The 12,985-nt window shown below is 72.7% G+C and carries 10 protein-coding genes; 2 read left to right on the forward strand and 8 right to left on the reverse strand.

Annotation, left to right across the window (positions count from 1 at the left end):
- Positions 1–7: 7 nt before the first annotated feature.
- The 3 genes from AC07BF_RS01825 to AC07BF_RS01835 all read right to left on the reverse strand — a co-directional run bounded on the left by AC07BF_RS01825 (position 8) and on the right by AC07BF_RS01835 (position 4,829).
- Positions 8–1,360: a serine hydrolase domain-containing protein gene (locus tag AC07BF_RS01825; RefSeq protein ID WP_478332770.1), complete on the reverse strand. Its 1,353-nt coding sequence runs from the start codon at positions 1,358–1,360 to the stop codon at positions 8–10.
- A 160-nt stretch (positions 1,361–1,520) separates the two neighbouring features.
- A complete protein-coding gene (locus tag AC07BF_RS01830; RefSeq protein ID WP_363585132.1) occupies positions 1,521–4,091 on the reverse strand; it encodes an ABC transporter permease in 2,571 nt (856 codons plus the stop codon).
- Between the two features lie 3 nt (positions 4,092–4,094).
- Positions 4,095–4,829 carry an ABC transporter ATP-binding protein gene (locus AC07BF_RS01835; protein ID WP_063351478.1) on the reverse strand — a complete coding sequence of 245 codons (735 nt, stop codon included), beginning with the start codon at positions 4,827–4,829 and terminating at the stop codon, positions 4,095–4,097.
- A gap of 298 nt (positions 4,830–5,127) precedes the next feature.
- Between AC07BF_RS01835 and AC07BF_RS01840 the strand changes: the two genes are divergently transcribed.
- Positions 5,128–6,396 carry a sensor histidine kinase gene (locus AC07BF_RS01840; RefSeq protein WP_363585134.1) on the forward strand — a complete coding sequence of 423 codons (1,269 nt, stop codon included), beginning with the start codon at positions 5,128–5,130 and terminating at the stop codon, positions 6,394–6,396.
- Positions 6,384–7,028, forward strand: coding sequence for a response regulator transcription factor (locus AC07BF_RS01845; protein ID WP_350880992.1), 645 nt, complete (start codon positions 6,384–6,386; stop codon positions 7,026–7,028). Before AC07BF_RS01840 ends, AC07BF_RS01845 begins: the two co-directional genes overlap by 13 nt.
- Positions 7,029–7,098: 70 nt before the next feature.
- On the opposite strand, the gene AC07BF_RS01850 is transcribed toward AC07BF_RS01845, so the two are convergent.
- The 5 genes from AC07BF_RS01850 to leuC are packed head-to-tail and all read right to left on the reverse strand — an operon-like array spanning position 7,099 to position 12,755.
- Positions 7,099–8,385, reverse strand: coding sequence for an MFS transporter (locus AC07BF_RS01850; RefSeq protein ID WP_478332771.1), 1,287 nt, complete (start codon positions 8,383–8,385; stop codon positions 7,099–7,101).
- Positions 8,386–8,414: 29 nt separating this feature from the next.
- Positions 8,415–9,443, reverse strand: a complete 1,029-nt coding sequence (locus AC07BF_RS01855) for a TauD/TfdA family dioxygenase (protein WP_363623342.1) — start codon at positions 9,441–9,443, stop codon at positions 8,415–8,417.
- A complete protein-coding gene (locus AC07BF_RS01860; RefSeq protein WP_363623340.1) occupies positions 9,440–10,639 on the reverse strand; it encodes a pyridoxal phosphate-dependent aminotransferase in 1,200 nt (399 codons plus the stop codon). Before AC07BF_RS01860 ends, AC07BF_RS01855 begins: the two co-directional genes overlap by 4 nt.
- Entirely contained in the window at positions 10,636–11,319 is a 684-nt protein-coding gene (leuD, locus tag AC07BF_RS01865; RefSeq protein WP_478332772.1) for a 3-isopropylmalate dehydratase small subunit, read from the reverse strand. The genes AC07BF_RS01860 and leuD overlap by 4 nt, the downstream gene beginning before the upstream one ends.
- Positions 11,320–11,354: 35 nt before the next feature.
- Positions 11,355–12,755, reverse strand: a complete 1,401-nt coding sequence (gene leuC / locus AC07BF_RS01870) for a 3-isopropylmalate dehydratase large subunit (protein WP_363623338.1) — start codon at positions 12,753–12,755, stop codon at positions 11,355–11,357.
- Positions 12,756–12,985 lie beyond the last annotated feature (230 nt).

Consider the following 12,985-nt stretch of genomic DNA (forward strand, 5'->3'; position numbering starts at 1 on the left):
AGCCTGTTCAGGCGACGCGTCGCAGGACGCGGCCGCCGAACTGCATGTGGTCCGCGCGCCCGGTCTCCGGGTCGAGCAGGAAGCGGCCGAGGTGTTCCACCTCGGGCAGCCGCGGGTGCCGGGCGGCGAAGAAGCGCTCGCCTCGGCCGGTCAGGTCGTACTCCATCCCGTCGTCGTCGACCAGGACGGTGGCGCCGGGGTGCGCGCCGTCCGCCGCGTCGGCGCCGGGGCGGATCCGGTACACGGTCTCGCCGTTGGCCCACTGCCCGACGCGGTCCGACAGGTCCTGCGCGGCGCCGGCGGCGGGGCCCGGCGCGTAGCCGGCGACGTCCACGCCCTCGGCCCGGAGCTGGGCCAGCAGGTCCTGCCAGGCGCCGAGGCCGGCCGCGGAGTCGGCCTGGAGGGCGATCACGGTGCCGCGTTCCGGCTGGATCCGCAGGTGGCAGGTGGCGCCCGCGCCCACGCCGTCGAGGCCGAGCCAGCGGTCGGCGCCGTTGCCGTACCGGGCCCAGCCGTGGCCCCAGCCGTCGGCCAGGCCGAACGGCAGGGTGTCGAAGGGCGGTTCGGCCAGTTCCCGGACGGCCTCCTGGTCGAGCAGGGCGGCGTGCGAGGCGTCGCGGTCGTCCAGGTGAAGCCGGGCGAACGCGACCAGGTCGGTGACGGTGCCGGCGATCGCGGCGGCGGGGGCGAGGTCGCGGGGGATCTCGCCGACCGCCAGGAAGGCCGGCTCGATGTCCAGCGGCCGGAGCAGGAAGTCCGTCACGGCGTTGCGCCAACTCACCCCGGCGGCGGCCTCGATGACCTTTCCGGCCAGGGCGAACCCGGCGTTGGAGTACGAGAACGCGGTGCCGGGGGCGAACAGCGGGCCGGCCGCGACGGCGGCCCGCAGCCCGCCGTCGCCGGGGCCGTCGCAGACCATCCCGGAGGAGTGGCTAAGCAGGTGACGAGTCGTCAGTCTCAGCTCGGCGAAGGGTGGTTCGGTCAGGTACTCGCCGACCGGCAGGTCCAGGTCGAGGTCGCCGTCGAAGGCCAGCTGCATGGCCAGCGTCGCGGTGAAGAGCTTGGTGAGCGAGGCGAACGGCGCGGCGGGCGCCGGCCCGGGCTCCGCACCCGCCTCGGCGACGTGGAGTTCGCCGGCGTCGTAGAAGGCGCACCGGAGGGAGCGCACACCGTGTTCGCGCGCGAGCCGTCCGGCCTTTTCACGCCATGACTGTGAATTCACTAAAACCCACCCACCGCATTCACCGGAATCCGAAAAAGGCGCAGCACAACAGCCCCGTTCGGCCGTGTTCCGTCCACGGCTCGTCGGTACGGGGATTACGCAAAAGGGGAATTCGCTCTGGTGAATGCAGGCTAACACCGGGCGGCGGGGCCGGTCAGGGTCGTTAAGCGGCAGCCGAATGACCCTGGTTGCCGCACTGCGAAACGCCGTTCGACCTGCCCGGAAACCCGAAAACGCCGATGGGGTCCGCGGTCGCGGACCCCATCGGCGGGTCGGTGTGGCAATGGTGCGGGCGGAGCTACTCGCGCAGTCCGATGGCCTCCACCGGGCGGGCGCGCAGGGCGAGCTTGGTCGGCACCAGAACGGCCGCCGCGGCCAGGGCCGAGGTCGCCGCCACGATCGCCAGGTAGAGCAGCGGAGGAATGTGCGGAACCAGAGACCCGGTCAGGCCCATGCTCACCGTCATCAACGGCACGATGGGCACCAGACTGCCGACCACCACCGCGATCAGGATCAGCATCAGCGTCTCGGTGCGCATCATCCGCATGACCTGTTCGGGGGTCGCGCCCACCAGCCGCAGCAGCGCGAACTCCCGTGCTCTGGACAGCGTGGTCATCACCAGGGTGTTGGCTACGGCCACCGCGATGTACCCGAAGACCAGGACCAGCGGCAGCGCGCTGCCGAACAGGTTGGCCGTGCCGGCCTTCTCCTGGGCGGCGGACAGGCCGCCCTTGTCCTGGACGTGCACCCCGGGGTAGCGGTCGTTGAGCCCGGTGAGCTCCCCGATCACCTTCTTCTTGTCGGCGCCGTCCTTGGCCCGCACCAGCACCGAGTCGTACATCCGGCGCGAACTGTGCTGGAGCACGGTGTCGTAGGACAGGGTGATGTCGCCGAAGCCCAGGCCGCGCTTGTACACGGCGATCACCTTCGGCTCCAGCGTCTGCCCGTCGGGCATGTGCACCTTGATCTGGCCGCCGACGTTGGCGCCGAGCGTGGCCGAAGCCCCGCTGCTGATCGCCACCGTGTCCGTGGACAGGTTGTCCAGGGAGCCCTCGGAGACGTCCAGGTCGACGACCCGGCTCAGGTTGCCCGGGGTCAGCCCCTGCGCCTTGTAGTCGAAGATCTCCGGCGAGCCGAGCATCTTCGTCGAGGCGAACAGGTCCACCCGCACCGTCCCGGCCGCGGCGTCCACCCCGTCCAGGCCGGCGATGAACTTCGGCGCGGTGACCGGCAGGCCGCCGGACTCGCTGGTCACCGTGTAGTCGGCGACGACGCCCGCCTGGGCCTGCGCCTCGGCCGCACCCGACGTGGTGGTCGGGATGAACAGCTGCACCGAGGCGAAGCCGATCGCCAGGATCAGCGGGCCGATGCCGGCCGCCAGCCGCCGGGCGTTGGCCCGGGTGTTGGCCACGGCCAGGAACCCGAGGGTCCCGAACCGGCGCTGGAACGGCGCGGCCATCAGCCTGGTCGCCTTCGCCACCACCGGCGGGGCCAGCATGAGGATCGCGATCACCATGATCAGGCCGCCGCTGCCGGCCGCGGCCACCGCGAAGATGCTGCCGAAGAACAGCGGCAACAGCGACGCGCAGAAGCCGAGGACGAACAGCAGGATCCCGATGGCCACCCGGGCGCCGCCGATGCCCGGCTGCTCGGTCTGGGCCTCGCTGAGCGCCTCCACCGGCCGGATCGACACCACCCGGCGGGCCACCGCGAACGCCGCCACCTGCGCGGCGATCACGCCGATGCCGACCGCGGCGATCGCCGGGATCGGGCCGTAGGAGAACTCGAAGTCGTCCGGCAGGATGCCGATCGCGCCGAGCGCCCCGCGCAGCACCCCGGCGGCCAGCATGCCGGGGAAGCAGCCCAGGATCGAGGCCACCAGCGAGATCACCAGGGCCTCGCCCGAGATCATCTTGTGGATCTGCTTGGGCGTCGCGCCGACCGCGCGCAACAGCGCCAGCTCGCGCCGGCGCTGGTGCACGCTGAGCGCCAGGGTGCTGCCCACCACCATCATGGTGATCAGCACGACGGTGCCGCCGAGCGAGCCCGCCAGCTCCTTCAGGCTGCCCCGGGCCGAGGCGACGTCCGGGTTCTCGACGCTGCTGCGCCCGTCACCGGTGTAGACGTCGATCGCGGAGCCCTTGAGCGCCTTGTCGATCCGGTCGCCGAGCTTGCCGGCGTTGGTGTCCTTGGGCGCCAGCACGCCGATGGCGCTGACCTGGTCGGTGCGGCCGAACAGGGTGCGCGCCTCGTCGTCGGAGAAGAACACCGGCGGGGTGCGCAGCGCACCGCCGCCGCCCTTGTAGGTGACGATGCCGACGACCTTGTACGAGCTGGCGTCCCGGGTGGAGGCGATCTTGACGCTGTCGCCCACCTTCACCTTGCGGTGGTCGGCGACGGACTTCTCCAGCACCACCTCGCCGGCCCGCTTCGGCTCGTCGCCGTTGCGGTCGTACGGGCCGAGCGCGGCCGCGCCCCAGTTGGTGCCGTTGGACGTCCGGTCGTCGGCGCCCTTGACCAGCTCCTCGCCGTCGTTGGAGACGACCTGCGCGGGGAAGGTGAGCACCGGGACGGCCTTGTCGACGCCCTCGGTCCTGGCGACCTTGTCGACCAGGTCGATCGGGACGCCGACGGCGTCCTTGAGGTCCTTGGACTTGCTCTTCTTGGCCTCGTGGACCGTGAAGTGCTTCTGACCGCCGACCACGACCGCAGCGCCGGAGTAGCGCTGGACCGGCACCCCGTTGCCGATGCCGGACTGCAGGATGATTCCGAAGGCCGTGACGAGCACGGACGCGCCGAACAGGGCGACGAACGCCCCGACGAACCCGGCCTTACGCTCCTTGACGGTCTGTACGACGAGCCTGAACACGTCTCACCACTCCCCCAGCCGGGTCATGCGCTCGGCCACCCGGTCCGGCGTGGGATGCGTCATCTCCTCCGCGTAGCTCCCGTCCGCGAGGAACACCACGCGGTGCGCGTAGGAGGCGGCGATCGGGTCGTGGGTCACCATGATCACCGTCTGTCCGAGGCTGTCCACGACCTCGCGCAGCAGCGTCAGCACCTGCTTGGCGGTGCGGGTGTCCAGCGCGCCGGTCGGCTCGTCCGCGAAGACCACCTCGGGCCGCGCCGCCAGCGCCCGGGCGATGGCCACCCGCTGCTGCTGGCCGCCGGACAGCTCCGAGGGCCGGTGGCTCATCCGGTCGGCGAGACCCACCTGCGTCACGACCTGCTGCAACCACTGGTGGTCCGGCTGGCGGCCGGCCAGCATCAGCGGCAGGGTGATGTTGTCCGCGACGGTCAACGCCGCCATCAGGTTGTACGCCTGGAAGATGAAGCCGACCCGCTCCCGGCGCATGATGGTCAGATCGACCTCGCTGAGCTGCGCCAGCTCGGTACCGCCGAGCACCACCGAGCCGGCGTCCGGGCGGTCCAGCCCGGCGGCGCAGTGCAGGAAGGTGCTCTTGCCCGCCCCGGACGGGCCCATCACCGCGGTGAAGGTGCCCCGGGCGAAGGCGAGGGACAGATCGCGCAGCGCGTGCACGGCCCCGGCGCCCTTGCCGTACGTCTTCCGGACCCCGTCGAGGCGGACGACCCAGTGAGCGTCCAGCGCGGCACTGCCGTCCGGTCGCGGCGGCGCCGCGTACTCCTCCTCCGCGGCCGCGCCCTGGAACTCCTCCGTCCGCGCTCCGCGTCCCTTTCTGCTCACTTCCGGCCTCCACCACTCGCACGCACTACTTGACGTTCACGAAGGTAAGTCCTGGAGCAGGTACGGAACCAGGGCACGAACTGGAGAGTCGATGGTGCAGAAAAGTGCCACCCACCGCCGCATTTGGGACGGTGGTAGGGTGATCGGGATGACGACTCGGAGGGTTTTAGGAGCCGTGCGCGCCCCCAGCATTGCCGAGTTGCGACGCTTACAGCCCGAGCAGTGGGTCCGCCAGACGGTGATCCGTTTCCCTCCGGCCGCGGGCTACGTCCTGCTCTGCCTGATGACCGGACTCGCCGGGCTGCTGCTGTTCTACCTGATCGCCATCATCTTCGCGCTCTGCCTGGTCGGAACGGGCTTCCTGCTGCTGCCCAGGACACTGCGGGTGCTGCGCAGGTACGCCGAGGTCCACCGCCGGTGGGTCGGCCGGCTGCTGGAGACCGAGGTCCGCACGCCCTACCGCGACCTGGAGCCCGGCCGCACCGGCCCCCGCAAGCCCTCCCTGCGCGACCCGGCCGTCCGCAAGGACCTGCTCTGGGTGATCACCCACGGCGTCGTCGGCTCGGCCCTGTGCATCTTCGCCCTGAGCATCTGCGGCAACGCCTTCAACTGGCTGTCCGCACCGGTGTGGTGGAAGCTCGCGTCGGGCGAGCGCAACTCGATCATCCTGATGAACGTCGACTCGTGGCTGAAGTCCTTCGTCGCGGTGTTCATCGGCATCGGCTACGCCGTGGTGGCGATGGCCGCGATGCGCGGGCTGGCCCTCGTGCACGCCCGGATGTCCCGCCGGCTGCTGACCGCCCGCCCCCGGGTCGCGCTCGCGCAGCGGGTCCGCGAACTCTCGGTGACCCGCGCCGAGGCGCTCGACGCGCACGACGCCGAACTGCGCCGGATCGAACGCGACCTGCACGACGGGGCGCAGGCCGGCATCGTCGCCGTCTCGCTGCGCCTCGGCATGATCAAGCGCGCGCTCGGCCAACGGCCCGAGCAGGTCCCGGAGATGGTGGACGCGGCCCAGAACCTCGCCGAGCAGGCGTTGGAGTCGCTGCGCCACCTCGTCCGCGGCATCTACCCGCCGGTGCTCGCCGACCGCGGGCTGACCGACGCCGTCCGGGCGCTCACCGCGCTGTGCGGGGTCCCGACCCGGATAGACATCGACGAGTCGGCCGGCGCGGCGCCCCGCGCGCCCGCCGCCGCCGAGGCCGCGGCCTACTTCGTGATCTCCGAGGCGCTCACCAACATCACGAAGCACAGCGGGGCGCGCAGCGCGCTGGTGTGGCTGCGGATCGCGTCGGACGCCATCTCGATCAGGGTCGAGGACGACGGCAAGGGCGGCGCCACCGAGGGCACGGGGAGCGGGATCCTCGGACTCCGGCGCCGGGTCGCCGCCTTCGACGGCACCACCGACCTGTTCAGCCCGCCCGGGGGCCCGACCGTACTGAAGGTGGAGATTCCATGCGGATCCTGATCGCCGAGGACAACGCCCTGCTCCGTGAGGGGCTGGTCCTGTTACTGAACAGCGAGGGGCACGAGGTGTGCGCCACCGTGGACAACGGGGACGACCTGCTGCCCGCGCTGCTCGCACACCGCCCGGACGTCGCCGTGGTGGACGTCCGGCTGCCGCCGACGTTCCGGGACGAGGGCCTGCGCGCCGTCGTCGAGGCCCGCAAGCAACTGCCCAACCTGCCCGTCCTGGTGCTCTCGCAGTACGTCGAACGGGCGTACGCGACGGAGCTGCTGGCGCAGAGCGCCTCCGGGGTCGGCTACCTGCTGAAGGACCGGGTGGGGCGCGCCGAGGAGTTCCTGCTCGCGCTGGAGCGGGTCGCCGACGGCGGCACCGCGATGGACCCGGAGGTCATCTCGCAGCTGATGGTCCGCCGGGCCGGCGACGACCCGCTGTCCTCGCTGACCCAGCGCGAGCGCGAGGTCCTGGCGCTGATGGCGGAGGGGCGCAACAACGGCACCATCGCCGAGATGCTGTTCATCGCGGAGAGTTCGGTGAACAAGCACATCGGCAACATCTTCGCCAAGCTGAACATGCCCACGCCGGACAGCGGCCACCGCCGGGTGCTCGCCGTGCTCACCTACCTGCGGGCCTGAACGGCCGAAGGAAGACACGCGGAGAGGGGCGGCGCCGGTCGGGCGCCGCCCCTCCTGCGTGTCCCCCTCCTCAACTCCCGGACGGGTGCTCCCGGTTGTCGGGCAGGGCGGGGAAGGCACGGACCGCGGGGGTGACGGCCACGCCGAGTGCGATCAGCAGGAACGCCGCCGCACAGCTCAGGACGGTGGGCACGGCGTGCACGGTCTCCAGCAGCAGCCCGCACAGCAGCGGGCCGAGCGCCGCGCCCGCGCCCATCGAGACCCCGATCAGGCCGGCCAGCCGGCCGCGCATCTCATCGGGGGTGACCATCATCTGATGACCGGCCACCAGGGCGGTGGCGGTGGGCGCGAGGAACGCGGTGGCCCCCAGCACCAGCCCGGCCGGCCAGCCGGTCGGCACCACCGCGAGCAGCGGCACCAGCACCGCGGAGGCCCAGGTCAGCACCATGAGCGCCGTGAACGGCGAGAGCGAGCGGCGCAGCCGCCCGGCCGCCAGCGCACCCGACACGCCGCCCGCGCCGACCAGGGCGCCGATGGCGCCGACCTCGGCACCGGACCGCCCGTCCTGCTGGGCCATCACCACCACGGCGATCAACAGGCCGCTGAACACCAGGTTGAAGGCGGTGCCGAACAGCACGGTGGCCCGCACCGCCGGGTTGCCGCGCAGCCAGCGCAGCCCCGACGCCATCGCCTGCAACGCCCCCTCGGTCCGCTCCGCGTCCCCGCCCTCGCCCTTGCCCTCGGGCGACGGCGCCGGTGCGGGCACCGGCGCGGGCAGCCGCAGGAACAGCAGCGTGACGAAGGCGATCGCCGAGGTCACCGCCTGGGCGACGAACGGCAGCAACCGCTGGACGCCGTACAGGAATCCGCCGATCCCCGGACCCACGATGGTCGCGAGGTAGTAGCGGGCGGTGTTGCGGGTGACGGCGTCGGCGAGTTGCGAGGACGGCACGACGCTCGGCAGCAGCGCCTGGTCGGCGGTGCCGAACAGCGAGGTGCACACCCCTTCGACCACCGCCACCACCACGATGGCCGCCAGCGGCGCGTGCCCGATCGCCACCAGCAGCGCGAGCAGGCCCAGCGCCACGGCCCGCCCGAACTCCGAGACCAGCATCAGCGTCTTGCGGCTGACCCGGTCCGCCAGCGCCCCCGAGGGAAGCGCCGAGAGCGCCCGCGACCCGGCGATCGCGAACTCGGCCAGCGAGGCCTCGAAGGCGGAGCCGCCGAGCCCGAGCACCAGCAGCGGGTACGCGATCAGCGTGCCCTGCGCCCCCAGCTGGGAGACCATGTTCGCGGTCCACAGCACGTTGTACTCGCGGTTGCGGGACAGCGGCGGCGGGCCCGGCTCGGCTGCCACGGCGGCATCGGCCGTCGTACTGCCCGAGGTCACTGCGGCGGGGTCGGCAGCGCCACCGCGGGCGCCGACGTCCGCTCCACCGGGCGGAGTTCGGACCACGCGTGCGCCCCGGCCATGCTGACGAACAGGTCGCGCGGCGGCACGAAGGGGGCCCGCCCGTGCGCCACGCTGATGTTGTCCACGATCAGGACCTCACCGGTGTGCACGTTGACGTCGATCTGCTGCGCCCGGTAGGCGGCCTGGAGCTGCCGGACGACCTCGTCCGGGATCTCGCTGCCGTCCGCGTAGAAGGTGTTGGTGGGCATCCCCCACGGGCCGTACTCCTCCAGCAGGAAGTCGGCGACGTCCTCGCGCAGGGTGCGGGCGTGGAAGAAGGTCAGGTGGTTGAACCAGGAGCGGACGCCGGTCTCCGGGTGGGTGGAGACGGCCCAGCGGAGCTGACGGGTCCTCAGGTGGTTGCGCTCCAGCCACTCCAGCTCGATGCTGTTGGCGTCGCAGTAGGCCTTGACCTCGTCCGGGTCGCTGGTGCCGAACGCCTCCTGCCAGGAGAGGCCCAGGCCGGGGCGGAAGTTGCGGACGAGCAGGTAGCCCTCGCGCTCGAACCGCTCGGCGGTCTCCCGGGGCAGCCCGGCGTGCAGGGCGCGGCAGTCGGCCAGCAGGCTGGCGCCGCCGTCGGGCGACTCCTGGCGGCAGAAGAAGAACAGGTAGCGCGGGACGTTCAGGTTGTACGACTGCTCGGTGTGGAGGAAGATCTCCTCGGTCGCCGGGTGGTCGGTGGCCGTGAACACCCCGGGGTGCAGCTCGGTGCGCGGCGAGGAGCGCTCGGTGTAGTCGAGCGGCCGGCCGACGACGGCGTTGACGAAGGTGTCCAGCTCCGGCCACTCCTGCCAGTCGAAGCCGCTGAGCACGACCGCGCCGTGCTCGGTGATCCGCTGGCGGATGAACTCCCCCTGCTCCTTGCCGAGGTCGACCAGCCGGTTGCCCGCGGTCTCGGCGGTGATCCCGAGGACCAGTCCGTCGTGCCGCGCTTCGGTCGAGATGCTGATGGCGGTTGTCACGGAGTGACTCCCTTCTGCGGGCTGCGGGCGCGAAGCCGCTCGGCAGCGGTGTCGAGGGTCTGGAGTGGACGGTTGAAGGCGATCCGGACGTAGCGCTCGCCATCGGCCGGATCGACGAAGAACGAGGTGCCCGGCGCCACCAGCACACCGGTCTCGGCGAGCAGCGTGCGGACGAAGCGCGGGCTGGGCTCGTCGGTCAGCCCGTCGATCCGGGCCAGCACGTAGCAGCCGCCGGCCGGGGGCGTGAAGTCGAATCCGGCGTCCCGCAGCAGGGTCACCGTCCGGTCGCGCCGCTCACGCATCCCCGCCGCGTGGTCCCAGCGCTCCGGCAGCAGCAGGTCCGCGTTGGCCGCGGCGTGCTGGAGCGCGGCCGCCGCGCCGCCGGTGGTGGCCACGTGCACCTTGCGCAGCAGGGCGGTGAGCTCCGGCGCCGCGCGCAGGAAGCCGAGCCGCCAGCCGCTGATCGCATGGCTCTTGGAGAGGCTGCCGACCACCACGGAGCGGTCTGCCAGGCCCTCGATCTCGGCGACCGAGCGGTAGCCGGCCGACTCGTAGACGTACCCGGCGTACACCTCGTCCGAGATCACCACGGCGCCCCAGCGCCGGCACAGCTCGGCGAGCAGGTCGAGGGTGCCGCGCTCCAGGACGACGCCGGTCGGGTTGGCCGGGCTGTTCACGATGACGGCGCGGGTGCGCGGTCCGAAGGCCGCGGCCAGCTCGTCCGGGTCGACGCTCCAGTCGGGCTCCCGCAGCCGGACCGGGCGCGGGCGGGCGCCGGTGAGGGCGATGGCGCTGAGGAAGTTCTCGTAGAAGGGCTCGAACACGATCACCTCGTCGCCGGGGTCGACGAACGAGAGCAGGGCGACGGCCAGCCCCTCGCTGCCGCCGACGGTGACGGTGATCTCGGAGCCCGGGTCCGGGGCGCCGGGCAGGGCCGCGGCGATCCGCTCGCGCAGCAGCGCCAACCCGGCCGGGTCCTGGTACTGGTGGACGCCGGCGCGCAGCGCGGCGACCGCCGCCTCGACCAGCCCGGGCGGCGTGTCGGGGTAGGCCGGGGTGCCGACCGCCAGGTCGACGGTGTCCGGCGGCAGCCCCTCCAGCAGCAGCGCGGCCAGCCCCCCGCCGGGCAGCCCGGCCACCCGCTCGGCGCCCAGGGCGCGGCGGGCCGGGGTGTCATGGTGCGTGGTGGCGCTCATCGGCTCACTCCCGCGGCGTCGGTCCGGAGCCGCTGTTCGGTCTGGAGCGGCGCTTCGCCCCGGAGCCGCTGTTCGGCCCGGTCGAAGGCGCCGCGCGGGATCTCGGGCAGCCAGGACGGGCGGCCCGCCTCGTACGCCTCGATCTCCCCGCTCCTGAGCAGGGTCTCCGCGATCACGTCCTGCCCTTCGAGCAGCCGGGCCCGGGCCCGCGCGTCGACCGTGAACGGGTGCTCGCCGCCCGGCCGGCGCAGCAGGCCGGCCCGCAGGTCCACGGTGAGCCGCAGGCCCTCGGCGGACTCCGCGAGGTCCATCAGCTCCTCGACCACGGGGGTCGGCAGGTCGACCGGGACGAGGCCGTTGTTGAGGGCGTTGCGGCGGAAGATGTCGCCGAAGCCGGTGGCGACGACGGCGCGGAACCCCCAGTCGCGCAGCGCCCAGACGGCGTGCTCGCGGGAGCTGCCGATGCCGAAGTCCCGGCCGGCCAGCAGGACCGTCGCGCCCGCGTGGCGCGGCTGCTCCAGGACGAAGCCGTCCTCGGCGCGCCAGCGGGCGAACAGCGCGTCCTCGTAGCCGCTCTTGGTGACCCGCTTGCAGTACTCCGCGGGCAGGATCTGGTCGGTGTCGACGTCGTCGCGGCGCAGGGCGACCGCGCGACCGTGGTGTTCGACGAAGGGTTCCATACTCAGCTGTCCTCTCTCCGGCCGGGCCGGCGCTGTCAGGCCAGGTCGGCCGGGGCCGCGAGCCGCCCGGCCACCGCCGTCGCGGCGGCGACCGCGGGCGACACCAGGTGGGTGCGGGCCCGCGCCCCTTGGCGGCCTTCGAAGTTACGGTTCGAGGTGGAGGCGCAGCGCTCGACACCCTCGAGACGGTCGGTGTTCATCCCCAGGCACATCGAGCAACCGGGCAGCCGCCACTCGGCGCCGGCGGCCAGGAAGACCTCGTGCAGCCCCTCCGCCTCGGCCTCGGCCCGCACCTGCATCGAGCCGGGGACGACCAGCATCCGGGTGCCGCCGGCGACGGTGCGCCCGCGCAGCACCCCGGCCGCGGAGCGGAGGTCCTCGATCCGGCCGTTGGTGCAGGAGCCGACGAAGACGACGTCGATCGCGAGGTCCCGCATCGAGGTCCCGGGCCGCAGGCCCATGTAGGCCAGCGCCTTCTGCGCCGAGGCGCGTTCGAGCGGGTCGGTGAAGGTCTGCGGGTCGGGCACGGCGGCGGCGAGCGGCACGGTCTGCGCGGGGTTGGTGCCCCAGGTGACGAGCGGGGTGAGCCCGCCCACGTCGAGCACGACCGTCCGGTCGAACACGGCGCCGGGGTCGGTGGCCAGGGTGGACCAGTCGGCGACGGCGGCGTCCCAGTCCGCCCCGGCGGGGGCGTGCGGACGGCCGCGCAGGTACTCCAGGGTGGTCTCGTCGGGTGCGACGATCCCGGCCCGGGCGCCGGCCTCGATGCTCATGTTGCAGAGCGTCATCCGGGCCTCCATGGAGAGCCCGCGCACCGCGTCGCCCCGGTACTCGATGAGGTGGCCCTGCGCCCCGTTGGCCCCGATCCGGGCGATCAGCGCGAGGATCATCTCCTTCGCCCCGACCTCCGGGGGGAGTTGGCCGGTGAACTCGACGGCCAGGGTGCGCGGCCGGCCGATCTCCAGGCACTGGGTGGCCAGGACGTGCTCCACGTCGCTGGTGCCGATGCCGAAGGCGAGCGCGCCGAACGCGCCGTGCGTGGCGGTGTGGCTGTCCCCGCAGACGATCGTCATCCCGGGCTGCACCAGGCCGAGTTCGGGTCCGACGACGTGCACGATCCCCTGCCGCCGGTGGCCGACCGAGTAGAGCTCGACGCCCTGTTCGGCGCAGTTGCGGCGCAGCGTGTCCAACTGGACCAGGCTGACCGGGTCGAGCACCGCGGTCGCCGTGGTGGCGACGTTGTGGTCCTCCAGCGCCAGGGTCAGCCCCGGCCGCCGGACGCCGCGGCCGGCCAGCCGCAGCCCGTCGAAGGCCTGCGGGGAGGTGGCCTCGTGGGTGAGGTGGAGGTCGATGTAGAGGAGGTCCGGTCCGCCGGGCCGGGACGCCACGACGTGGCGCTCCCACAGCTTCTCCGCGAGTGTCCGTGCTGGGCCCATCGTCGTCCCTCTCTCCCCTGCGCTGTCCGTGCGCCACGGCCCTGGGGCGGAACCCCGGCCACCGCATGCCGTCCCGGCCGTACGGACCTCAGCCTCCATGGCGCCACCCACCGCCCACCACGTCTTTAAGCCGGTGCGAAAACGCCCAGCACAGGCGATCACGTGCACGAAGAAAGGTGCAGAGAACTGCACCTCGGATCGGAAGTAAGCCCCCATGAAATCGGCGGCGC

Source organism: Kitasatospora sp. NPDC043950 (genome assembly GCF_056435345.1).